Source organism: candidate division KSB1 bacterium, assembly GCA_034506395.1.
Lineage (GTDB): Bacteria > Zhuqueibacterota > Zhuqueibacteria > Thermofontimicrobiales > Thermofontimicrobiaceae > Thermofontimicrobium.
The window spans coordinates 89,270-115,601 of the sequence record JAPDPQ010000016.1; the positions used below are offsets into that span (position 1 = coordinate 89,270).

Genomic DNA, 26,332 nt, shown 5'->3' on the forward strand with positions numbered 1-26,332 from the left:
CCAATAATGGGTCTTTTGAAAATAATTTGGACAAGAGCTGTTATCGGGTGATCATCATTTTCCTTGTCTGAGAAAAGGTCTCGCTCCGTAATCGATAAAGATAGGTTCCGCTGGGCAAATTATCCGCTTGAAATTCTAATTCATTTTTATCGGCTTGACCATAATCAGAAAACAATCTCACCCTTTGACCACAAAGATTAAAAATCTCGAGCGTGACTGGACCAGGATAATTGAGCCAGTATTGAATGGTGGTCGTACTACTGAAAGGATTGGGGTAGTTTTGGAACAAATTGAATTTGATCGGTTGAGGATCTGGTTGCGGCACCGATTGTGTGAGTGGTTGCTTGACATCGGTGATGATCACTTCCAGCGTACGAATATCCAGTGGACGGGCGCGATTGAACAACCAGTAATTGATATGGGTGCGAAGGTTGTTGGCACTTCTCGGAGTGCTTTTTCCCTTATAAGTCCATCGATGAATATAATAGTTTGGGCCAGGTGGTGCTCCAAGATAGTGGCCGTGCATGCTCGCAAAAATCACAGAATCGGGCTGCCAGTTGAAATAATGGGTGCTCTTCGCACTGTCGAGGTGGCAGATAAACTGCTCGACATTACCCGGCGTCTGATAGGGTTGAACCGTAAAACTGCCCACTTTGGCCAAATTGGGGTTGCCCCAACGCGAGAACTCGATATCGATTTCGCTTTCGTCACTGGAATAAACGAACAGGCCAAGCACAATATTTCGATCCAGCATGTCAATGCGACCTTCAACCAGGAAGCGATGCTCCCCATAGGTGGTGAACCGAGTGGTATAGACCTCAGCGCAATACCAGATCGTCCCCTCCTGCCGGATTCTGAGGTGCAATCGGCCCCTCGAATCGACCCAGACGCTGGAATCGCTATCGGAAAAATAGTTTGGGCCTGGGCCATAAAAGCCAGATTTCACGAACCAGTCACATCCGGCGAATCGAATGGTACGTGTTCCGTGGTGCAAAGCGCCATCAAAAGGTTCATCTATTGTGCTCTGACACCATAGATTTTGAGCGATGCTGAATATTAACAAAATCAGCATCGGCGATGAGAAATATATTTTCATGAAAAGTCCTATTAGCACATGATCGGACTTCACGGCTGGCGGTCCATACAGGAGCGACCGCCAGCTCGGCCGTCGATTAGAACAATATGCCAATGGAATAAGAATGAGTTTTTCCCAATATGCCTACGCCGCGATAAGCGTAATCGATTTTTAGCCCAATATTGTGCATCATATGCAACAAGACGCCGCCGCCGAATGACAGGCCATATTCAGAATCATCCAAAAACAGTGCCTTGTAGCCTGCGCGCAGGTAAAAATCGCCGGTCGTGGGCAGGTTGATTTGATATTGCGCTCCGATGTTGACCGATTCCATGTTGTTATTTGGATGGAGCGCATCAGCAGAGAGTGTTAGTCGATGTTGCCCCATCACCAGCGGATTCACTGATACTCCAATACGAAAGATCAACGGTAATTCCCACCCCTGCAGGCTAAATTTTCCTGGGACATCACGATAATTGCCTTGCTCGTAGGGCGCAATATCGATTGGATGCAACAGATCCATGCCATCATATTTCATCTTGGTGCCATAATTGGAGATGCTCATGCCGATGTTCATCCCGTCCTCGTTTTTGCCTGTGGGAGAGAAAAACCGGGTATTGACGATCACACCCAGGTCAACAGCAAAGGCATTGGCGCTGGTATGCCAGATGCGGGATGAGATATATTTCGCTGATGCACCGAAAGCGAACCAGTTCGCCAGTCTGCGACCAAAGGACAAACTGACGGCGAAATCATTGGCAGAAAATAGCTCTCCAGTTCCTTCCTGCATGGTGAGATTGGTCACCTCCATCTCACCAAAGTTGGCTTGGACAAGCGATAATGAAAATGTCCCCAGATTTTGCAGCACAAGCCCAACTGCAGTGAAGCTGGTAGTGATATCGGCGATCCATGGCTGATAAGTGAATAGTGCCTCATTCTGCTCCATGTAGGACAAACCGGCTGGGTTCCAATAGGCCGAGGAGAGATCTGTTGCCATGCTCACATAAGCATCGCCCATGGCTACTCCAGCGCTTCCGAAACCGATCGCCAAAAAATCCGCAGTGGTCGTTCCCACGCGATGGGGCTTTTGCGCATAACAGAAGGGGGATGCCCCCAACAACATTAGACCGATGACGATTGACCATATCGTAAATGCTTTCATTGTTCGTCGCCTCTCATTTGCTTAGTTGAATTAGAAGTTCGAACGTAACCTCAACTTGGTTATTTGATCACAGCGAATTTGCCAATTTTCTCAGCCCCGGTCCGCTTCGATTTCACATGGTAGATGTACATCCCAGCAGCGATCTCTAATCCTTCTTTCGAGAGCAAATCCCAGTGCACAATCCCTTGATCGGCTGGATTGTTGACTTCAATTTCATCTACTAACGCACCGCTAACGGTAAAAATTTTGATGGTGCATTCGGCCGGGATATGGGTAAACATGATGCGTCGTCGCTGATTAAGATAGAAATTTGCAACAGCCGGTTCCATTGCATTCGTCGCCACATACGGGTTTGGCACCACTTTAATCTGATCCATGTCGTTTTCAAGCTGAACCAGATCGAGCGTTTCGGTGGCCTGAACCTTGAAGGTCAATGAATCGGTGACAAAAAACGGTCGCTTGAATGTAACTCGGTAGACATCACCAGGTTTGGGGAGACGAGTACTATCCTGAACCGAAAAGAAATCGATAACGAAAGCGGTGCCGGCCCACTTGTTATCTTTGGTCACAGGGCCTACCAGCACGCGGTCACCAATGATATCAAATTTGCCGTTCTTTTTGGTGTCGTGGACCACCAGGTCCATCCGCTCGTACGAGCCAGTGGAATCGAGAAACATCTTGTTCACCACATAAAAGCTGAACGGCATATTGGTCAACACATCGGAACGGCTCAAACGGAGGTCATTCTCGTCGCGCATCGTCTTGGTGGATACCCGTCCCACATACGCAGAATCCTTGTTGGTAAACACAATGTCGTATTCCCATGGGAAGAAGCGGGATTCTTTTTGGGTCGGCGTGATGTGAATGGCCGAATTCCCTACTACCCAACCAGAATTGATCGGATCAAAGGCGGCAATTTCAACGGGGAGTTCGATCTTCAATCGCATTCCATCGAAAATATCAGTATTAACTGGTTGGTTGGTTTTAAAATGCCAATAGCTTTTCCATTCTTTGTATTCGGCAGTATCCCGACGGACTAAATTATCATAGGCATAATGCGCTGGCGTCTCTTCATAAACTAATGCATTTTCCAAATCCGTGTCATAAATATGGATGCCGCTGGTGGCGTAAACAAGTCCATGATCGTAGCCAGGGACGGTATAAACGGTATCAATCGAAAATTTGACTTTGTAAGTATGGCCAGGTTTTAGACTTTTATTTGCCAAAATTTCTGGCGTGACGGTCCCGCTGCCGAACAATTTTTGCTCCATCGGTGTTATTGTGGGCGGTTGATAGCCCGCTGCAGATTGATAAGGAGTTACGATTTGGACGTTTTTCCCGATGGCTCGGACCTCTTCGGACTCATCCAGTTCGATGACGATATTATTTTCCGATGGCGCAATGCCTGGACCGATGTTCGGAGCACCATAATCGTACGCAACGATCGCATAGTAATAAGTGCGACCGTTTTGTACGTTTTCGTCGATAAAATAATGCGTGATCCCGGTATCATATCCCAAATTGTATCCCACACCATTGATCAGGCCGAAGTTGGTAAAGCCCTTTCGGCCATCTTTCAAATCGCATTGGAAAATGGGCTTTTTCATGAACGGCGTCCCAAAACCATCGGTGATCACTTCAGCATCCTGCATCTTTTTATCCGTGGCGCGGAACAACTTGTATCCTTCAAAATCATTCACATTACCGACAAATGGATCTCGTGTTCTCGTATCAGCGATATCATCCCACGTGAGGATCACCTTGCCATCTGCTGGCGTCGCGGTCAGAGTCGGCATCTTGGGAGGCTGGGCAAACCGGTAATCCTTTTCATAGATAATTTGAACAATCCGTTTTACCTCGAACAAGGCGGGCGCGCTATGCTCCTTCGAGTTCAAACCCTCCAGCGGATCATACGCGTGCAGTTCCGACATCGAAATGCGTTCAGTCCGGCCCTGATAGAGCGGGAATGGCCCTGACGCAAAGGTCTCCACTAAATTGGACACCCACTCGATGGATTCAACCAATGTCTTTTGGCCGATCACTTCCCACATCGATTTATCATTTCGGAACCAGCGATAATATGGCGGTCGATGTGGTTGAATGGGGAACAATTGGAACGATGTAAGTCCGACCATGTCGGATTCGGAGACATCAGTTTCGGCGAAATTGGGTTCAGCAATCCCCTCAACGCGATCTGGTTTATGATTGCATTCCCCTTCATCTGGCCCAGTATAATTCAACTCTCCGGGACCCACGCCGTCCAGTCCCACGTCATCTCCAGCAAATTCTGATAACTGATACACTCCATCTCCATTCAGGTCCTCGCCGTCTTCCCAGTCTTGATCTTCATCCGCATCCCAATGCTCTCTCAGATCAGCTTCGGTGAGTTTATAGAAATCCAAGAATGCCTTCAGATTGGCATAGCCCTCTTTCGGTCCAATTTTCATCACAGCATCATTATCGCGCTTTTCATCGATGATCCCATCCTCATCATTATCGACGCCATCATAAGCAAGGCCGGGGCTTTCCAGATAAGCGAAACCCATGATTCCAGTGGGGAAGCCCCCTTGTCCAATACCATCGATATCCCAGGAGTAGGCCATATCCACCTTAGTGTCAAAATAGCCTAATTCGTCATCGTCTCCGGCACCAGCAATTGCATCCCCGATGGCGTTATCTACCCAATAGCCGAACGCCACGTCCAATAAATCGTAGTCAGAAATATTCGCAATGGTATACTCCCAGAAGATAGCATCGCGGGCCTGGGGGTTGTTCCATTGGAAGCCACGTTGCTCCACGCGTATACCGATGCCCCCCCAAGGTAAACCGTTCTGGATGGTAGCGGGTCGAATGTCACCGATCTTGCGGCCTGGCCGTGGATAATATTTCACCCGATCCTCTGGGCCCAAGTACTCCTGATCCTGAGCATCATTTGCCACAAAATACGTCTCTAAATCGGCATAAATCACCCCACGACCAAAGCGACCGTCCCATTCCCCTGGCCAATGCAGCAGATGATCCTTATATGGCCAACCCTCTGGAGGCCAAGAGGAGGGTCGGTTGCTCATCGCTGGATACTCGCTCAACTCATTGAAATAGCCAAATACAGGGTAAAGACCCCACTCCACCGTGCCAGTGGGATCGACATCCATCTCCTCGCGATAACTGGTTTGTAGGAAGTAGAGTGTGTCGATTTTCCCCTGGGCTGCTAATGATGTGATCAGAGCTCGGTCGGTTACTGGGGTGGTATTATTGGTGATATAAACACGGGCGCCGATCAGCAATCCGATCCCATCGAGCATTTTGACCCCATCGTAAGTATTGGGCCATTTCGAAACTTCTACCTTGGGCCAATCGGACAGTTCTGTGGTATTACGGAAATAAAGGAATACTCGATTGCCCGTCATATAGCCTTCTCTTTCCGCTGCAATATCCCCAGCGGGGTCATCCGGGCCCTCATATTTCTTGCCCTGGGCTAATACGCTGGTGACCAGGGACCATTGAAGAAACAAAAGTATGAAAATTAAAAGTGTGAATTTTTTCATATCTGAACCTCGCTCAGCTATTCTAAATTGATGTCACAAACTTATTCGGTATGAGACTAAAATACGATACCCATTCCCAATTTCACCATTCGCGGGGCCGAATACATCGCTGGATTATGGACCCGATCGATGTACTCATTAAAATTGCTGCGATGGCTTGCCAAATCGGTCGGCCGAATGATCGCTGTGTAAGCCCGGCCAGTCTGGGCATTCACCCATTCCTCGTTCAGCCGATCGAGCAAATTATAGACGGTCAGTGTTATCCTTGCCTTGAGATTTCGGATGATCGGGATATCATAAAAACCGTTTAAATCGACGCTGTATCGGCTTGGTCGGTACGAATTATTGGGGTAAAGATTGACGCGCGAGAGCATACTTTCAGCAATGGGGCTCCAGGTAAAAGGTGCGCCTGAGTTGAAATATGCAGTGAGGGTCGCGCCGTATTTGGGGGTATTGTATCCGACCGTCACGTTAAGCGTATGGCGCTGATCCCAGCTCATTGGAATCAGTCGGTTGATCGGGTCCATATTATTCCCAGCCCGATCAAACGTTTGTGTTGGATTATCGGCATTGCCACGCGTGTATTGCAACGTGTAATTTAAATACGTGGAGACGGGACCATAAACGAAGTCGTACTTGAGCTCGATTCCCTTGACGTTGCCGTAATCCTTGTTGCTATATAGCCCGTATTCGATCTGATTGAACGTGCTGATTACTTTGGCGCTGAGCAGATCGTAAATATCACGGTAAAATACGATCACCTCCAATCCCATCCCTTTCATGAGTTCCTGCCACAGGCCAACTTCATATTGCACTGTCTTTTGGGCCTTGATCTGAGGGTCGCCCATAGTGGTGGAATAGTCCGTCGGCGCCACCTGGAGCGAATGATTTTGATACATGGCATACATAGGTGGCATCTGGAAGAAATGCCCATAGCTGAAATGGAGCAATGCGGTCTTGCCCAATTGATAGGCCAAACCAAAGCGTGGGCTGATCTGATACTTGGGATCTGCCCAGAGCAGCGTGCTCATTTTTTCTGGATTATTCGGAAACTCGAGCTGATTGGCTGGATTTCTGCGCTGAGACGGATAATAGGTCTTAGGATGAAAATAATCGTATCGGATTCCGAAATTGATCACCATCTCATCAAATTCCATCTTATCCTGAATGTAGGCAGAATATTCGATGGGTTTGACTCGATAGATATCCGAATAGATGGAGGAATCAGGATAGATCACCGGAACATAATTTGGGAATACGATCTTGTTCCGCTCCGGGTCGAAATAGAACTCAGCTTCTGCTGGCGTACCTGAGTACAAATTTCGGATTTCCGACCAACGACGGTCCAAATCATGTGCGGTATAATCAAAGCCGCTTTTCAAAGAATGATTCTTATTTACCTGCCATGTGATATCGAATTTGGCATTTTTATCGATCATCGTATGCCGGCTATGAGATTTCTGCTGACCGCCAGTGTAAAATCCTGGGCCTGCGTTATTGTAATAGGCATCATGGACATATCTGGGGTCCAATGGGTTTTCGTAGACATACCAGCCGTTGTAATTGTCGATGTAAGACAGTTTGAGCTCATAAAATAGTTTCTGGGACAACATGTGGTTCATGTTGAACGAATACATGTGGGTCTTGCGATGAGATGAGCCCATTCCATCTGGATTATATTTAAACGCATGATCATAGTCCCGCCAATGATCTTTGTTGTAGGTATAAAGGAATGAAGTTTTGAGGGTTGAAAATGGTTTGATCGTGATTTTGCCCATGAATGAGAGATTTTCATCTCGATCCATTGGCACGTAGGCGCTATCGCCATTATGTTCAGAATAGTACATGGAGGGATCGTTGACCATGAAGTTGCTGAAGTCATCCACGCGAAAGCGCCGAACGCCGTTGAGGTAATTTTTGTTGTCTTGATAGCGGAAGTTGGTGAAGAAGGTGATCCGGTCCTTCCAGATTGGGCCGTCCAATTGCAGCTTGTAATCCTGGTTGCGGTTGAACTCGGTGTCTTTCAAGCCGATGAAGATATCCTTGTGCGGCGTGAAATAATTCGCGAAGCTGGCGGAAACAGAGCCATGGAACTTCGTGCCGCCGGCTTTGGTGACCGCATTGACGATACCGCTCATGGCGTCCCCGTACTCGGCGTTGAACGTCCCTGTGATCACTTCCAAATCCTGGATTGCCTCAGGTTCGAGATCAACCGTGCGGCCCTCGCCCCCGAACGCCTCAGTCACTTCGACCCCATCGATTAGATAAGCGACTTCGGAGGTTCGCCCACCGCGGAAATGGCCGTTCACGACTCCTGCCTGCAGATTGATCACCTGACCCATGCTTTCCACTGGCAAGATGTCAATTTGCTCCGAGGAGACATTGCGCACCGAGCTGGTTTGATCTTTTTTCAACGTTACTTTCTCGGCTTGAACGACTATCTCCTGCCCAGCGATGACCGTGGCCTTCATTTTTCCCTCAACATAGGAGGTTCGATTGACCGAGACCTGAAGCCCTTCGATCCGAACCGCTTCATAGCCGATCATCGTTATTTTCAGATTATAAATACCAGGAGGGACATTAATGATGAAAAAGCTACCATCGAGACCGGCGGCTGCGCCCATTGTAGTCCCCTCGATGACCACATTGGCGCCCACCAAAGGTTCTTTGGTGTCAATGTCATGAACCTTGCCCGCAATTTTCCCAGTTGTCTGAGCAAGCCCTCGGCTTATGATGCTGAACACCAAACATGGCACAAGGAGAAACCAGATAGTGAGGAATTTTTTGGTTTTCATAAGCATCATCCTCTAAATTAATTCTGAAGATTGGATCTTAATTTTCTATTCGAAAATGATCATATTCTGCCACCATGATTGACACTTTTCTGTGTCCCAGAAATATTTTATCGGATAGATTTTTCAGAGCATGTTATTGGAGATTGGTCCATTCATATCCAGAATAGGCTCTTCAAACCCCTCATGCCACATGTTTCTATCCGAAAATTAAAACTGAACCTGCATGGCTAAAAGCGATCATTTTGGCCGCGTCGTGACTCTTCGAAGGATAGTTCGCCTTAAATCGTAATGCTAAAAATCTTTGTTTGCGGATATTGGAACACTCTCGAGTGATCTCTCGATAGACCAAATCCAATTTTGATTTATCGAGAGATCACTTGAAAAAATTGCAGAAATTCAGCACATGATAAGATCGCCGTGCGATACTTAATTGAAGCGTATCGCACGGCGCGATCGAACTCCTCAGTTCGACCAAGAGTGAGTTGGCTCCGCGAGTCACATGTTGGTTCGAACTGAGTTGAAATAATTTACTTCATCAAGATCATTTTCATGGTGCGAGAGAATTTTCCCGCTTCCATTTTGTACAGGTAAATTCCCGAGGGTAGGTCGTCGGCTCGGATCTCAAGCGTGTAGCTGCCGGCTGCTTTGTATTCATCCAGCAGCGTTTTGATCTTCTGGCCCAGCGTGTTATAAATCGCTATCCTCACCTGTGCTGCCTCAGGTAGCGCGTAGACAATGGTGCTGGAAGCATTAAACGGGTTGGGATAATTCTGGGACAGAAAATAGTTGGTTATGACCGCTGGAGGATTATTCTGATCCACTGCGCTAACGACCTCCGTGGTATCGCCGATCCAGGTGAAGGTCCATTGCCGCGGATCCTGCCAACCGAGATCGAAATTGTTGATGGAGTACGCCAAATTGCCCTGCCAATCACCTGCGGTGGTCCCATCATTGTCATGGAAATAGAGGTCGAACGGGATCTTCATGCCGCGGGCAGGCTTAAACAATGCGTCGTCGCCGAAACGGATCAAAGAGAACGGCACTTTGGCTTCTGCCACATAATCTTTGCCACCCAGATGTTCGAAATGATAGTTCTCATGATCTGGGGTATAGATCGTGGCCGAGCTGTTATAGTCGTTCATCAGCTTGTCTAATAGCAACACCAATTTATAATCTGGTTCCGCGCCGCGCCTGATAGAATTGTGGCGTTCTGGTGTGCGCCAATCGTACAAGCCAATGAAGAACTCGAAGGCATCCCAGTTCCACCAGTTGCCCTCCGTGGCTGAATAAGCGAACACGTCGTCAATGACATCGATAGCGATATAAAGATTATCGGCATCCATGGCCAGATAGACCGTCGCGGTCAGGTCAGCCGCATCCTTTACTTCGCCGACTGCCACATGATCGGTTTCGGGCTTGATCACCCAGGGCTTAATTCCGCTCGCGTCCCATTCGCTCAAATCTCCATCCGCTTTGAAATTGGCTGGTGGATTTAAGGATATGGTCGGTACTCCCAATGCTTTGTTGGTAATGGCTCCTGAAGTCCCAGCCGGACCCACATTACCAGAGGCATCGGTACAGGTGACCGCATAGTAATAAGTCACGGATTTATCTTTTAAGGGATAATACAACCAGTGGACCGCGGTTTGAACGTTCTCCAAAACGCCAGAGGCAACCAGCTCGATCCCTGGGGCGGTCAAATCGGTGATTGGTTTGGTGCTGGCATAAACGGTGTAGGTCTCCCCGTTTTCACCGGCGACATCCTGCCAGAACACCAGATTGTAATACTGAGCTGGAAGCGCATTGACGCCAGTGACTTCAACAGGTGGGATCCAATCGAACGTCGGGTTGCCAGTCCAGATGTCGTCTAGATAGACCACTTTTCCTTCAAAGTTCTGACCAAAGCCGCCTACCGTAAACTGCTTGATCTTGGTAGAGTCGAATTCACCCGGGACCATCTTACCGAGATCATTGTCCCAGCATCCATTGAAACGGTTGAACTTGTTGAGGGGTATTTTGATGTGCTTCCACGTCCCGTCGAACCCGTACGTCGCAGCGGACAAGAGATAGGTGGCCTGGAATGGATAATCAACCTTTTCAGCACCATCCTCATCCACGTCATGGAAAGTTAGTAGCAGGTCTCCAATATCGGCAGGTGCTTTGATCTTCAGTTGCACAGAATCCTTGGACCAGTTATACAGCAGATTCTTGGGATTTTCGAACATGAAATTGACGCCATCCCAACCGCTGCCGCAGGTCCATTTAATGGAGTTGGTGCCGCCTGTGAAATCCTCTTCGCTGGTGATCTCAACGCTGCCGCTCCAGCCCACGAACATGCTGACGCCACCTGGGACTGCTTTGCCGTTGAACATCACCAGATTGATAGGCGCAACGCCTTGCAGCTCAAAATCATCGAGAATGATCACGCCAGCGACAGAATCGTCGGGTTGTTGATAGAGCGAATTATCCTGAGAAAATTCCAATCCCCAGCCTGCGATCTTATCCAGATCGAGCACACCGTTGCCAGCCACCCATTGGCCCCAACGCGGGTTCCAGAACTTCTTGCCCGCATCTGGCATCCAGGGAGCCACCAGGTCACCTCCGTCCTCCATCTTCACTAAGATTTGATGCCAGCCAGGCGCTTGATCCAGAATCAGATGATGCGAGATCCAAACTTCCCAGCCATCGGCCGCTGGGTCGGTGCCAGGACCAGCATCATAAAGGATGATTCGGAATTCGACTTTGCCGGGTTTGTTCTGCGGGACAGCATTGTAGTACCAGAGGCTGATGTCCGTGTAAGGAGAAAAATCATAAACGCCAAAATCGTCGGGATGGAAGTGGTTCATGCCGATCCAACCGCCCCATTGGTCGTAGCACTTGTTCTGCCAATCGACCCGAAGCGCACCCGTACCGCCATGAACAATGCCTGTCTCTAATGAGAGATAGACATGTGTCTCTGGCCAGGAGTCGTCGTTGCCGTAGACATTCAAATAGGGCGATGTCGGCAAGGTGTCGAAGTTGTTGATCACCAACTGGCCGCTGGCTAACATCGGGATGAGCCATAACATCGCAGCCAAAATTGTAGCTTTTCTCATACATACCCTCCTACATTTTTTGTTTGATTGGGAAATAGTTTTAAAGATGCACAACGAGATTGTGTTGAAGAATTAAAGCTATGGATCGAATGGATACACCTCCCTTCAACTTGGTTGGTAGATCAATTATACCTTGGGCCTATACTTTTCTCCCAGGTTCTTCTATTCATCAACCGATCTCTAAAATGCCATCATAGACTTCTCTGTTATTTACAACCAGTGATTTCTAATTTTTGCATTGATTGAAATATCCAGGTCTGGTTCAAAACAGTCGAAGCACGTGGATAATGACACCAAAATTTACCACCAAGTGATCAGACATAACTTGATCCATCAGCGCGGGTTCTCTTTGATATCGTCACATCATTGTGCCTTTTGCCAATCTTTTTGTTCGGCTGCAAATAGGCTCATAGAACGGTCATTTTATTCGCTTTCGGCGGCGGAAATCAACCAGCAAGTGAACCGCTATGCCAGCGACATGATATTCTAAAGGGTATGGCTTATCAATAATTTCAAATAACAATTTTGAACCGCATCAATATATACAAACATGACAAAATTGTCAAGCGATTTTTTATTAAGGTCCTTCGACTATCAAAATAGCAAGGCTATTTCATTAGTACCAGCTTTTTTGCTTTTGTCCATCGATCGACTGTAAGCCGATAAAGGTAAACTCCAGAAGCCAAACTATTACTATTCAGTTCAATTTGAGAATACCCTGCTGGCCGAGTCTCATCGACTAATGTCATAATCCTCTGTCCACATGTATTGTAGAGCTCCAGCTTGACATGACTGGTCTTGGGAAGCCCGTATTGGATAATTGTGGTTGTATTAAAAGGATTCGGGAAGTTTTGTGCCAAAAAATAATGGGTTGGTGGCGACTGGCGCTGGCTTTCAATGCGACCCTGACCAATCGGCTCGATCATCAGACCATTCAATAGCGAGAAATTCCAGAGATTCGTGAAATGGAGATCAATTATTTCATCTTCTATTTGCACACTATCAGCAATAATCTGGTATGCAATATGGGCCCCAACTTGTTGACAGAGGTCCAATTTGTTGGCGACCCGTTTTCCTTCCACTATTACATCGAAGTAGCGCCGGCCTGGCTCAGTGAATTCATTCTCTGCCATCATCACGGTCACTCTATAAACGCCATTGGGGACTCGAACGCGATAGGTCACTATCTCATGAAGCCCAGTGAGATAAACTGAATCGTCCTCCGTGCCTTGCACATCGAAACGGCCAAGCCAATTCTCTTCATAACCATCCTGATGACCATATTCCAGCTCAGGCCGCCAGACCTGGTCGGGGAGATAATCTCGGTACGCCTTCCCCCCGACGTTGATTTTGATCGGAAACGATAATGGCTGTGTTAATGAAAAATTGACAACTTGGCCAGTCAGTAGATTATGCGCTGGCGAATTGTCTTTCACACCCAGCACGATCAATTGATAGGATTGGTCTGACTTTAAAGGGGAAGTGACCAATTGCACCGTTCGGTTGTCGGATAACAGCCGCGCATCCGAAACGGTAACACCAGAAATGACATAATTGCTCTTTTTTTGTGCGCTGGTGATCTCTAAATCCTCAGAGAAACCGAGCAGGATTTTTTCCTCCTGGGCGCGAACCCATTGAACAGCCGGTGGGCTGAGGTCGATATAGCCCAGTGGCGCTTCTTTGGTCAAACAGAGAATCAGATACCCATCTTTAAACACTACGTTTTCGGGCACGAAATCACAGTTATTCCCGCCAAATGTATGCGTGGCCTTCTCCCAGCGATTTTGGTCCCAGAAGTCAAAATCATCCTTCCAGAGCAAGGTGAAATTATTATCCGTGCCCGTGTTGCCTGAACCGGGTGTATAGCTGGCATAACTCACCCAATCGTAATAGGCAAACACTGGTAGACATCGATCATCCAATTTCCCAGCCCAGGGCTCCCATGTCGGTGGCCAAATGTTCATCATGATCTTCTGTTCAAACTTAAAATCGGCAATATGAGCTTGATCCTGACGATAGATCTCTTGTCCATCGACAAACCAGGCGATATAATCCGGTGTCCACTCAAAGGCATAGTTGTGGAAATCTTCATGGGTGTTGAACGGCACCCACTGATGACTATTGCGAATCTTCTGGCCCGGGCCGATGGATGTCACCTGAACATCGTGGTCGTATCGCCCCAAGATCTCAAAATCGATCTCGTTCCAATTTGTAGTAGAGGTAATTTCATGATAAGTGAAAAACGAGGCAAGGAAGCCATCTCCTTTCGGTGGCTTATATCGGGCTTCGAAGCGGCCATAGATAAAAGCGTCCTTGGTGCGATATTCAGCGCCCTTATAAGGTTTCGTGAAGCCCATGCTAATAGGAATGAGCCCTAGAATTAAAATCTTCGAACAAATCTTAATCATACAATTCCTCATGATTTTCTTTTTTTTAAACGATGACTTCGGTTTCTCAGATAGTTTGACAATTGCTCTCCTTCATTTTAATAAGATCATTTTCCGGATGCTAAAGAAGTCTTCACCCTCCAATTTGCAGAAATATATTCCGCTGCCGATTGTCTGTTCAGAATCAATTTGACCATTCCAATAAATTTGGTAATTGCCTGGATTTTGAAACGCGTTAACCAATTCGGTTATTTTACGTCCCAAAATGTCGAATATCGAAATGTTGACTTGTTGTGGTCGATGGAGAGAGTAATGAAATGCCACGCATGAATTAAAAGGATTAGGATAGATCTTCAATAGATTGAAATCCTTTGGCTTTTTTAACGGCAGGCTGCAGTTAACATCCGTGCTCCAGCCCATTTTTGCTTGAATAAAATCCGCCAAATTTTTTCCCATGACCTGATGATGCCGCACCCGCGGATGTTTGACCCAATGCGGGTCAAATGGGAAAAAGAAAGTATCGATATTGGTATCATGATCCTGAGTCCGCAAGATTGCGACGGCTTGCTCAATATATCTTGGCCAGGGAGAGCCAGGTTTAGTCGCATCCATGCTACCTAAAGCACAAATGATAAATGCATTGGGATGGTGACCACGGATCTCACGGACAAAATTGACATACGCATCGATGATTTGAGTGGAATCTGGCTCTGGGTTCAGCTTATGAATCAACCAGCTATCATTTTGAAAAAGGTTGATCACCACCACATCGGGGATATATTGGCTGAAATCCCAGTGACTATCTGGGTTGTCGGGATCGAGGCGATAGTAATATTGTGACATCACCATATCGAACCAACTGATCATGATGCCGATGCCGCTTTTGGCAATGCACATATATTCGGCGTTTAGCAGACGAGAAGCCATAGCGCCATAGGCTAAGAAATTGTTCTCATGGGCCAGATCGTCATCCCCGCTATTATCGGGCGCCTCATTGCCCATGCCACAGGTGATGGAGTTGCCATAAAAGAGCAACTTGTGTTCAGGCCGAGGCCTCGGTGGGAGAAGGGTTTTGCCGTCGTTTAACTGGATGCCCAAAAATTTCGTCGGACCTGTGGAGGCTTCCGTGCGGCGAAAAATCAGCAGGCTATGGATTGTATCAGATAGGGTCGCGGAAATGGGATATATATTGCTTCCAGCCCTGCAATCGATGATCCGAGGATGGTCGAAATCTTCATCGATGAAGACATTATAAAATGATTGGCCAGTCTTATCATCCAGCAGGATGACCAGTACTGAGCCCTCAAAGCTGGCTTTGATATAAGTGCCAAGCCAATAAAGGACCGGTTTCTCGGGCACTGAAAAATCTATCCTGCCAGTGTATTGGAAATAAGGATGGTTTGCTTTAATTGTGACGATTCCAAAAAGATCTGAAAATGAATAACCGCAAATTAGGAGAGTCGGTAGCCAGGTGTTGAAGCTTTTTTTGATCATCTCATTATCCTGTGGCTATCTTTCAAAGCTGCTTTCACGTTAAAAATTGCCTTTTATCATGCATCTATCTGGGATGACTGACACAATCGGTTTGATTTGTGCTTTAAAAGCGAACCTCAGCTATTTCCTCACCAGCGAAGCCAATTGTATAAAGAGCTTCCCAATTTCTGATGGTCTATTGAGCTTGCTTCATCTGGCCATTTCGATTAAGCCTTCACACCTTTATCAAATTTGGTTCGGAGTAATCAAATAAGCCAGTCGCTCGATATCGCTGATCTTTCAATCGCAAATATTGAATGCATGACTGAATCGGACAAATTCGATTGAGCTTTAAAAGGCGACCGCCATCTAAAGCGAATTTGGATGGCGATCGCCTAATGAGGTGTGCTAACAGAATATTTGGCGGAAATATGCCATCAGCTTAAAAGAAGCTGGGCTACTTGAACAAGAGCATCTTTCGCGTCTGTGTGAAATTGGGTGTGCTCAATTTGTAAAAATAGATGCCGGAGGTCAATTTCGTACCATCCACCTGCACCTGATAAGTACCGGCTGGCTGAAGCGCATTCACCAGCGTTTCAATTTTTTGGCCCATTGTGTTGTAGATTTCTAAAGTTACTCGTTCCGTTTTCGGAATCGTATAGCTGATGGTGGTAACTGGGTTGAATGGATTGGGATAGTTCTGCTCCAGCCGATATTCCTTGGCGGTCACTGGCAGTTCCACTGGTTTAACACTTGTGACCTTGTTAGTGTCACCAATCCAAGTATAGCCCCAGAATTGCGGTCCTTGCCAGGAGTTATCCTGGGCAATTTCCGAGAAGGACAGGATGCCATCGCGGACATTTTTGGAGTCAGAGTCATGGATATTGATATCCATTGTGATCTTCATGCCATTTTGAGGAATGAACCGCTTATCACCTGCAGCGCTGCCTGTTAATAGCGATTCAAACGGAATTTTAAACTCAACCGCCCAATCAGAGCCACCGAAATTTACGAACTCATAGTTCGGGTTGTCTAATGTGTAAACAGTTCGATAATCCGGATCACTGATCAATTGAGTCGATAGGATGATGAATTTATAATCTGGTTCTGCGCCTCGTTTAAAGCCAACATGCGTCTTGGTGGTGTTGTAGAGGCCGATGTAGAATTCGATCACGTCATCTTCCCAGAAGTTACCATCAGGATCATAACTATAAACGTTGTCAATCACATCTGCTGCAAAATACAAATTATCCTGATCCATGGCAATGTAACAGGTAGCGTTAAGGTCATTGTCGTCGCTGAAATTTCCCAGGCTCCAATGGCTTTCGGATGGCTTGAGGATGAACGGTTTGATGCCAGTGGCCTCCCATTCGCTGATATCTCCATCGGCAACAAAATTAGCTGGCGGAGTCAATGAAATTGTAGGAATGCCTTTCGCTGTGTTGGAAACGGCAGCTGAAATACCAGCGGGACCGACATTACCAGCCGCATCCTTGCATGTGACCGCGTAATAATATTGGACCACTTTATCCTTCAGCGGATAATAAATGAAATGTGCTACCGACTGCTGACCCTCCATGACGTTGGAGGCGACCAGTTGGACCTCAGGTGCGTCGATGTCAGTAATCGGGAATTCACTGGCATAGACGTTATAAGCTTCGTTGGCTTCGCCAGGCACATCCTGCCAGATCACTAGATTATAATATTGGCCAGGCACACCCGCAACACCAGTAGGTGCGGCTGGCGCCACCACATCGATCACTGGGTTGCCTGTCCACCAATCTGTGATGTATATTACCTTGCCTGCGATCCCGCTGGCCTCGGCCATCAAACCCAAAACCTGGACATGAGAGGGATCAAAATTCGTTGTGTTGTCCTGATACACCATTTCACTCAATTTGAACGCATAATTGTGCCACTCATTGTCCGCAATGGGATTAAATACTTGTCCCACTTTGCCTGGTCCACCTTCAAGCTGAACGCGCAAGGCACCGACCCCGGGTTCAGCTTTTAATTTGAATTTTAACGTATCCGTCGGCCATTCAAATTCCATATTGTACGCTGGACTAATGGTAAACCCAATTCCAGTCCAACCATTGCCCCATTCGTTGCCCTGCACCCATTTTAAGGCATTGGTGCCAGGAATTGGACCTGCGCCTTTAACAACTTCTATGGTAGATTGACCCCATGCCCACGAAGTTAATGCCGTGGGAAGATCCCGACCATTGAAGAACACAAAATCTCGATGCTTTCGCCCTACCAATTGCAATTGATCAAGAATAATTGTCCCTGAGCTATAATCTCCTTCGCCGCCACCGCTAATTGAGAACTCAATGGAAAAGCCCTTGATCTTGTCCAGGTCGATTTGACCATTTCCATAGATCCCAGCCCAACCGGTCATATTGAACGCCTCTCCGTTCCAGGCATTGGTATTGTTGATGAACGGCATCTGAATTTTGTGCCAACCAGGCTCCGAATCTAAAACGCGATGAAACGAATAGTAATATTCGGCATCGCCAACGCTATAAGTCTTATTGCCCGTAGCGGAATGGCTTACGTCGTGTAGACAGAAACGCAGCTCCACGCGGCCAGCCAGCGTCTGCTTGGACACATTATAGTACCAAAACGCCACTGAATCGTAGCCTGACCAGTCGTATACCATATTTGAATCGGGATGCCAATGCTCCAATTTCGTGTAGCCGCCCCAGCTCTCAGTATTGTGGACGCTGTAATCCAATTTCATCGCCCCAGCTCCCTCATGGACCGGATTTGGGACATAGCTCACAATAATCCAACCCTTGTCTGAGGCAGCATTGGTATTCGTTTGGTAATGTTTCCCACCGTGATTATCAAAAAACGCCCAATAATTGGTATCGGCTGGAGCTTGATCAAAGGAATTGATCATCTGCTGCCCAAAAGCGAAAGTAACAACAGCTAAAATTAATACAACTGGTAACAATACTTTTTTCATAGCTTCCTCCTACTAAATAGTTTGGTTAATAGACTCAGTTTCTCCTCAGAAAATTTCCTCTAAAAAGTGATGTCATTGAAGATCTGGTTTTTCAGTGGAATTCTGCCCGGGCTCACAGAATTATCCCACGGAGCACCATCCACTGTCTCAATTGCCCACGCTAGTACAATAAAACTGGTTGTGAATTCGATGATTCGTCAGTAAAAATCAGTAGGCTATCTTAGACCGGTCGACCACCTTCTTTCGATTTAGTTCATTTATTAGATGCCCGATAAAGCTGATAGTTGCAAAAACGGGGTTCCATATTGATGAATGGGTTCAAATTTCATTGTTTCGAAATTTTTTATCCAACGAGTAGCGAACTATATTGATCAGCCTGAATACAGCTAATTTTAATTTCCAATAAAAAAAAATAAGGTAATATTCTTAGGTTTTTTTGGTGATTTCCAGTAATAAGCTGTGTTTTCTTTCATGACATATTAAGAAATAGACTTCAATTTGCAGATAAAACTTTGCAATGGCATCTTTATTCGCAAGCAATTTTCATGATGAGCATCTTTATCTCGAATGTCGCTTCAGAAACATTCGCTTGGTAAGTGAAACATTAGCCCTGTGGGGCTTTGTTGATAAGGCAAGGTCTTTTGAAATAAACAGAAGTGTTGGGCCAAATAGAGAAGAAAAAATCTATGGGAATTTATATTTAAATAACAGCATGATCTAGAGGCATACGATAGGAATCGCTACAATTGCAAACATGACAGTTTTAAAATTTTTTCATTTCGGCTGTTCAAAATTTTTGATATGATTAAATGCCTTATTTAGTGCTTGAATGAAAAGTATCAAATTTGGATGATAAATGCCATTCCGAACGAAGTGAGGAATCTAGTTACATTTAAATCGCTAGACTTACAGATTTCTCCCCGCCAACTGGCGGGTCGAAATCACAAGAAGCTGAGTTTTTGTTCAAGCACTTCAAGCACTATTTACCTGGCAATAAAACGATCAAATGCCGATTTTAGCGACTGCCAAGTTTCAGCCAGACCTTCAGAGACAACTTTTGTGTGGCAACAAATGGGCATATAATTGGTGTCCCCATTCCACCGGGGTACAATATGAAAATGCAAATGATCTTTGACGCCAGCTCCAGCAACCTGCCCCAAGTTCATGCCAATATTGAAGCCGTGTGGCGACATCGTTTCCAGCAAAGCTTGTTGAGACAATGCCAACAAATCCATCAATTCTAAGCGCTCTTCAGATACCAGGTCTGTCAATTCTGAAATATGGCGGAAAGGAACGACCATCAAATGACCATTGTTGTAAGGGTAATAATTCATGATCACGAAGGCAGTTTTGCCTCGATGGACAATGAAATTTTGGAAATCTTGTTGCTCGGCGGGTTTGGTGCAAAAAATGCATCCTGAGGGTTTTGTCTGCTTGATGTACTCGATGCGCCAGGGTGCCCAAAGTATCTTCATGGTGTCCCTCGTTTCAATGCAAAAATTACAATTCCCAAATAAGGATTCAATGCGAAGCGAGAACCGCTATGATCGCCTTGCTCCCGCTTCGCAAGATCAATCTGCAATTTTCTTGAAGGATGAATCAATACGATGTTCTTTCGGTCAACGAAGATTCGTTGCCCGATGCAGGCATGACCAGATGGCTGATGGTGAAGCATACGTACGATGCTTCCGAGCTATTCTTCCTCTTCGCCCTTGTATTGAGCGATGATCTTTTCGGCGTTTTCCTTTGGAACTTCTTCGTAATGAGAGAATTTCATACGGTGCGCCCCACGACCCTGGGTTAAAGAGCGAAGCGTTGTGGAATATTTATAAAGCTCTGCCAAAGGAATTTTCGCTTTGATAATCTGGAATGGTGCCTTGGATTCCATTCCCTGAATTTTTCCACGACGACTGGAGATATCGCCCATCACATCGCCCATGTATTCCTCTGGGATCTGTACCTCAACATCATAAATGGGCTCTAATAGCACTGGCTTAGCTTCTTTAAAAACCTTCTTGAAGCACATGGAACCGGCGATCTTGAAGGCCATATCTGAAGAATCCACACTGTGATAGCTGCCATAAAATAGGGTGACCTTGACATCGACCACTGGGTAGCCAGCGATAACTCCATTGGCCATCGCTTCTTTTATGCCTTTTTCGACAGCAGGGATGTATTTTCCTGGGATGACACCGCCGACGATCGCATCCACGAATTCATAGCCTTGGCCTCTCGGCAATGGCTCGATCCTGAGTGACACATCACCATATTGGCCACGACCACCAGATTGCTTTTTATGTTTATGAGATCCTTCGGCTTTCCCTTTGATGGTCTCCCGATAGGGAATTTTTGGTTCGACGATGTCGACATCCACGCCGTATTTCTCTTTCAACCGCTTGATGATGATATCCAGATGTAGCTCGCCCTGACCATGGACGATGATCTGCTTCAGTTCTGGATTGACTTCAACCTGGAATGTCGGATCCGTATCCTGAATGGTGTGAAGTCCAGATGAGATCTTTTCCTCATCGCCCTTGGCTTTGGGCACCACTGCAACTCGAATGACTGGCTCTGGGAATTGAATTGGAGGCAGAAGAATCGGATTGTTTTTATCACAAAGTGTATCTCCCGTTGAGGTCTCTTTTAATTTGACAATGGCACCAAAATCTCCGACCGATACCACACCGATTTCTTTGCGGGTTTTGCCATTCATGAAATAGATCTGGCCGATTTTTTCGATCACTCCTTTGGTAGAGTTTAGGACTTCGTTGCCAGTTCGGATTGAGCCAGAAAAAACGCGGAAAAAGGAAAGTTCTCCAACATGCGGCTCGGAGACGGTTTTGAACACCAGGGCAGTCAGAGGTGCGTCAGGGCTGGGATCGCGCGTGATCTTCTCTTCAGTTTTCGGTTTAGTACCCTCAATTTTCGGGCGGTCCAAAGGCGATGGGAAACTACTAACGATTAAATCCAACATGGGCGCCACACCGATATTCAACGTCGCGGCTCCGGCGATCACAGGAAACACATTTCCTTTAATAATCTCATTGCGCAACCCAGTCTTGAGCTGCTCCTCAGTCAATTCTCCAACGTCACAGAATATATTCAATAGCTCTTCATCATTTTCCGAAATCGTCTCCATCAGCGCGCTGCGCATTTGTGCCGCTTTGTCAGCCAGATGGCTGGGGATCGCTTCTTCGGTATATTTGCCGCTCTTGTTTTTCTCAAATCGCAACAGCTTCATTTTCACAATATCAACGATGCTATCAAAGCCCTCTCCAGGATTGGCGGGAAACTGCAACGCCACTACGCCGTTGCCAAATCGCTTTTTGAGCATATCGACTACTTTCTCAAAATCGGCGTGCTCTTTATCCAAACGATTGACAAAAAATAGCCGAGGAAGTTTTTTTTCAGCGACCAATTGAAAAACCGTCTCGGTTCCCACCTCAATACCTGCCACAGCATTCACTAAAATGGCTGCTGCATCACAAACTTGCACTGCGCTAATCACTTCACCAATAAAATCTGAATAACCCGGAGTATCCAATACATTGATCTTGTGGTTTTTCCATTGGAGATGAAGCATGGACAAACTAATAGAGATCTTGCGTTCAATCTCGTCGGAACTGTAATCGGAAATGGTTGTGCCATCTTCAATCGTTCCCAATCGATTGGTTTCACCAGCGGAAAACAGCATGGCTTCCGCCAATGATGTTTTGCCAACACCTCCATGCGAAAATAATCCTAGATTCCTGATCTTATCCACGGTATACTCTTTCACTGAGAGCCTCCTTGTGACATGTAATGATTTATCTGTATTGTATCATTAGTTCTAAATCTGATGCTAACTCACCACCAGCTTAGGGATCAATGGCTGGTTGATCAACCCCAGTTGGTACTCATGGTGTTTTTTAATGCCGACTATGGTTCGAGAGCTCCCTCAATTTGCGCTTGAAAATCCGTCCCATCTTGGTGCGAGGAAGCACTGGAAAAAAACGAACGATTGTAGGACATTTATACACTGGCATATGGTTCCGACAGTATTCAATGATCTCTTCGGCTGTCGCAACCTCATTGTCTTTCAATGCAATAAATGCCTGTACATCTTCTTTGTGATTCGGATGAGGGATTGGCAGCACGACCGCTTCTTTTACCTTTGGATTTTGGAGCAGCAATTGCTCAATTTCGGTGGTGTAAATTGGAAAACCACTCTTGATGATCACATCTGCCTTCTTGCAGACCAAATAGATATTCCCTTGCTCATCGAGCTGCCCCAAGTCCCCTGTGTAATACCAGCCATTTTTAATAGTTGATTGATTGTTTTCAGCCGCGTTCCAATAGCCTTTCATTACCACCTTCCCCTGGATGGCTATTTCGCCAACTTGATTAGGATCTAGTGGTTCGCCTGATTCGTCGTGCACTTGAATATCGATGTCGGGCAGTCGGAGTCCCAAAGAACCCGGTTTGCGATCTAATGATGGATGATTCCCAGCTACCAGGCCGCTGGTTTCCGTAATTGAATAACAGTTAAGCAACGGGACGCCAAAGCGTTGTTGAAATCGTTCGTCCAGTTCCGCTGGAAGTGGGTGCCACGATGAAAGGCAATATTTCAGCGAGCGGCCGCTCATTGAATCCGGGGCAGATTTGAGCAATAAATCGTAAAATTGCGGTGAACCAGCCAGCACCGAAACATGGTGCTCATCAATCGATTGGGCGATCTGAGCGTAATCGATCTTGGGATGGAGAACCACTGTGCAGCCTCGGGAGAGCGCACTGTTCAACAGAAAGTTCTGGCTGAAAATGAAAAACAGCGGGAGAGCTGCTGCAACGACATCATTTTCATTGAATCGAAATAATTGCGTCGTCCCAGAGACGCTGGCAAGCAAGTTCTCGTGGCTTAATTCTACACCTTTGGGCGGATCTGTAACCCCTGAAGTAAATTGAATGATCGCGGTTTCGCTCGGCTCTTGAGAAATCGCCTCCCAATCGGAATTGAAACTAGCAATGAGTTCCAATAAATTGAAACCAGCGAATTCGTGAGCCTCTCCCAGAGAAATCAGAATCGGCTTTGGCTCCGCTTTGGCGAGATAGCTCGTTAAATGCTTTTTGAAACCAGCCCAGTAGATGATCGCCCGGGGCGCGACAACCTTCAAGGCCTCCTCAAATTCATTATCTTCCATCATATAATTGATAGGCACAACAATCGCACCCCCGCGCATGATGGCATAATAACTAAACACAAAATGAGGTAAATTGGGCATCAACAATGCCACACGATCGCCCTTTTGTACCCCAGCGCGCCTTAACCCATTAGCTAACTGATGGATGATCTGATCTAATTGGCCGTACCGAATGTGATGTTCATTAAATATGATCGCAGTCTTATCTGAAAATGCCTTCGCAGTCTCACAAATTTTATCAACAATCATAACCTTTTATCGATTAATCATCGCTCTCACGTTCTTCCCATACACTATCAACTGGTTGAAACTTATCTCGGCAACCCCAAATATCAAACTTTTGTCGAATTGTTTTGTAATATAATTCAAATAAGGCTCATGATAATAAAAAAAAAAATTATCAAAATCAAGTTTTTTTTCTCTTGCAGCCTTTCGCGTGGCATGCTGTTGCTCAATATTTTTAACACCCAAAAAACTACTTGCTTCTTAATAAAATTATTTTAAATTGCTCTCAGGACGATCCTCTTCGCTGAGAATTGTCATTGCGGAGGGTTACAGCGATCATTCCTGTTTTCTTCAAGAATTGAACTTGTTGATCCATATCGGTGCTTTTAAATTTGGAAATATCCATCTATGATATTGAACAAAATTACTGCTGGACCTCTTGGCGTCAATTGCTATATTATCGGCTGTGAAGCGACAGGTGCGGGCGCAGTTATCGATCCAGGAGATGAGGCGCCAGTGATTCTCGAGCACATTAAGCAACAGCGAATTGATGTAAAATTTATCTTGTTGACTCATGGTCATGTCGATCATCTTGCTCACTTGTCCCGCATCAAAAGAGAACTTGGGGCCGAGTTTCTCATGCATCAAGATGATGTATTTCTTCTCAAGGGACTATTTGCCCAGGCGCTGATGTTTGGTCTCCCAAACCCCGGTAATCCAAAACCAGATCGCTTCATCTCCGATGGAGATGAGATTGCTTTGGGCAAGCTCAAGATTAAGGTTCTGCACACCCCTGGGCATTCTCCAGGAAGCGTATCCTATTTTGTGGACAATAAACTTTTTGTGGGGGATTTGATTTTTGCTGGCTCGATCGGCCGCACTGATCTGCCTGGTGGGGATTATCAAAAACTGATTCGTTCGGTCGAAAGCAAAATTTTTACGTTGCCAGATGATACGATCATTTACCCCGGCCATGGTCCTGAGACCACCGTGGGTCAGGAGAAAGCGACCAATCCATTTTTTTGATGACGAATTATTTATCCGCTCAAAACTGTGAAGGGATAAAAAATATGTTTCGGAGTATCAAGCCATATTCAAATGGGAAGTCAATAAATTTGACCTGATAAGCATGATCAGATCTAAACAAAAATTTGATCGCTTCATCTGCGGCCTCATGGTCTTCATGTTCGCTATTCTGATGAAATCCGCTTTCATTTCGGCATATGTTTCTCGAGACAAACATGCCTCCCAAAAAATAATTCCCCATTTCTCCAATGTTTCCATCCAGGCAAAGGTCGCCCACACGGGCAAAAGCGTCAATGCCATCTGGTTGGATGACAACGACGACGGCTGGCTCGATCTGTTCCTCTGCAATGGCTATAATCAGCCCAATGTGCTATATCGAAATTTGAAAAATGGCGCTTTTGAAGATATTACAGCTCAGGTCGGCCTGGTGGATCTTCGCTGGAGCCACAGCGCCCATTGGCTCGATTTCGATAATGATGGGCTTTTCGAGCTGTGCGTGGAAAACAAGCTCGGTAATCAAATCTTCAAAAAGACCGAGCGGGATAGCTTCATCAATTTCACCCGAAACTACCATTTTTTGACCACACCAGGAATGGCCTGGGCCGATTTCAATAACGATGGTCTGATAGACGTTTACGTTTATCGAGCGGATGAAAATGCGGCCCGAGCAGGCAGTCCGCCCAATTGGCTATTCAAAAATTTGGGCCATGGCCAATTCAAAGAAATGGCGGCAGCGGCAGGCGTGGCAGGCGAAAGCGATACCAATGGCGCCAATTGGATCGATGTCAATAACGATGGCTGGCTGGATCTGTATGTTATCAATGGCAATCACCAGCCCAATCATTTTTATCTGAACAATGGAAACGAGACGTTCTCTGATATTGCCCCTCAAACAGGCATTGTGGAACATGATGGCAGCGCCTGGTGGGCCGATTTCAACCATGACGGCTGGATCGATGTGATGGTGGCTGATGAACTATCGGCCCGATTGTACAAAAATAATGGCGACGGGACATTCACCGACATCACAGCGACGTCTGGCATCATTTTTCCGACGAATGCGGCCCTCCAAGCCAATTGGATTGACTTCGACAACGACGGCCAACTCGATCTTTTCTTCTTCTCCTCGCTTGATCTTTATAACCTCAGACCAAAGCTCTATCGCAATATGGGCGATGAGACCTTTGCCGATTTGACCGCCGACGTGGGGCTGGATCTGATCATCAGCGCTTATCAATCGATATGGGGTGATTACGACAACGATGGCGATCCCGATCTCTATTTGCCTAGCAAAGGACCCAATATTTTATTTCGCAACGATGGTGGTCAGCATCATTGGGTCAAGGTTCGCTTAAGGCCTTTAGTGACCAATCGTTCAGCACTTGGCACAAGCGTCACGGT

At 46.3% G+C, this 26,332-nt stretch carries 14 protein-coding genes; 2 read left to right on the plus strand and 12 right to left on the minus strand.

Annotation, left to right across the window (positions count from 1 at the left end):
- Nucleotides 1-40 precede the first annotated feature (40 nt).
- The 12 genes from ONB37_11775 to ONB37_11830 all read right to left on the minus strand — a co-directional run bounded on the left by ONB37_11775 (nucleotide 41) and on the right by ONB37_11830 (nucleotide 23,929).
- Nucleotides 41-1,096 carry a T9SS type A sorting domain-containing protein gene (locus ONB37_11775; GenBank protein MDZ7400836.1) on the minus strand — a complete coding sequence of 352 codons (1,056 nt, stop codon included), beginning with the start codon at nucleotides 1,094-1,096 and terminating at the stop codon, nucleotides 41-43.
- Between the two features lie 76 nt (nucleotides 1,097-1,172).
- Nucleotides 1,173-2,237 carry a PorV/PorQ family protein gene (locus tag ONB37_11780; GenBank protein ID MDZ7400837.1) on the minus strand — a complete coding sequence of 355 codons (1,065 nt, stop codon included), beginning with the start codon at nucleotides 2,235-2,237 and terminating at the stop codon, nucleotides 1,173-1,175.
- 59 nt (nucleotides 2,238-2,296) lie between these two features.
- Entirely contained in the window at nucleotides 2,297-5,782 is a 3,486-nt protein-coding gene (locus ONB37_11785; GenBank protein MDZ7400838.1) for a hypothetical protein, read from the minus strand.
- A 56-nt stretch (nucleotides 5,783-5,838) separates the two neighbouring features.
- Nucleotides 5,839-8,577, minus strand: coding sequence for a TonB-dependent receptor (locus ONB37_11790; protein MDZ7400839.1), 2,739 nt, complete (start codon nucleotides 8,575-8,577; stop codon nucleotides 5,839-5,841).
- A gap of 527 nt (nucleotides 8,578-9,104) precedes the next feature.
- Entirely contained in the window at nucleotides 9,105-11,672 is a 2,568-nt protein-coding gene (locus tag ONB37_11795; GenBank protein ID MDZ7400840.1) for a T9SS type A sorting domain-containing protein, read from the minus strand.
- A 608-nt stretch (nucleotides 11,673-12,280) separates the two neighbouring features.
- Nucleotides 12,281-14,080 carry a family 16 glycosylhydrolase gene (locus ONB37_11800; GenBank protein ID MDZ7400841.1) on the minus strand — a complete coding sequence of 600 codons (1,800 nt, stop codon included), beginning with the start codon at nucleotides 14,078-14,080 and terminating at the stop codon, nucleotides 12,281-12,283.
- 72 nt (nucleotides 14,081-14,152) lie between these two features.
- Nucleotides 14,153-15,553 carry a T9SS type A sorting domain-containing protein gene (locus ONB37_11805; protein MDZ7400842.1) on the minus strand — a complete coding sequence of 467 codons (1,401 nt, stop codon included), beginning with the start codon at nucleotides 15,551-15,553 and terminating at the stop codon, nucleotides 14,153-14,155.
- A gap of 436 nt (nucleotides 15,554-15,989) precedes the next feature.
- On the minus strand, nucleotides 15,990-18,503 hold the full coding sequence (locus ONB37_11810; protein MDZ7400843.1) for a T9SS type A sorting domain-containing protein: 2,514 nt from the start codon (nucleotides 18,501-18,503) through the stop codon (nucleotides 15,990-15,992).
- A 983-nt stretch (nucleotides 18,504-19,486) separates the two neighbouring features.
- Complete coding sequence (locus ONB37_11815; GenBank protein ID MDZ7400844.1) at nucleotides 19,487-19,978, minus strand: HIT domain-containing protein; 492 nt, start codon at nucleotides 19,976-19,978, stop codon at nucleotides 19,487-19,489.
- Nucleotides 19,975-20,178 carry a hypothetical protein gene (locus tag ONB37_11820; GenBank protein MDZ7400845.1) on the minus strand — a complete coding sequence of 68 codons (204 nt, stop codon included), beginning with the start codon at nucleotides 20,176-20,178 and terminating at the stop codon, nucleotides 19,975-19,977. The genes ONB37_11815 and ONB37_11820 overlap by 4 nt, the downstream gene beginning before the upstream one ends.
- Before the next feature lie 18 nt (nucleotides 20,179-20,196).
- Entirely contained in the window at nucleotides 20,197-22,281 is a 2,085-nt protein-coding gene (fusA, locus tag ONB37_11825; protein MDZ7400846.1) for an elongation factor G, read from the minus strand.
- A 130-nt stretch (nucleotides 22,282-22,411) separates the two neighbouring features.
- Nucleotides 22,412-23,929: an AMP-binding protein gene (locus ONB37_11830; protein MDZ7400847.1), complete on the minus strand. Its 1,518-nt coding sequence runs from the start codon at nucleotides 23,927-23,929 to the stop codon at nucleotides 22,412-22,414.
- A gap of 384 nt (nucleotides 23,930-24,313) precedes the next feature.
- On the opposite strand from ONB37_11830, the gene ONB37_11835 reads away from it, so the two are divergent.
- Nucleotides 24,314-24,931, plus strand: a complete 618-nt coding sequence (locus tag ONB37_11835; GenBank protein ID MDZ7400848.1) for an MBL fold metallo-hydrolase — start codon at nucleotides 24,314-24,316, stop codon at nucleotides 24,929-24,931.
- A 103-nt stretch (nucleotides 24,932-25,034) separates the two neighbouring features.
- On the plus strand, nucleotides 25,035-26,332 hold a 1,298-nt coding region (locus tag ONB37_11840; protein ID MDZ7400849.1), incomplete at its 3' end, for a VCBS repeat-containing protein.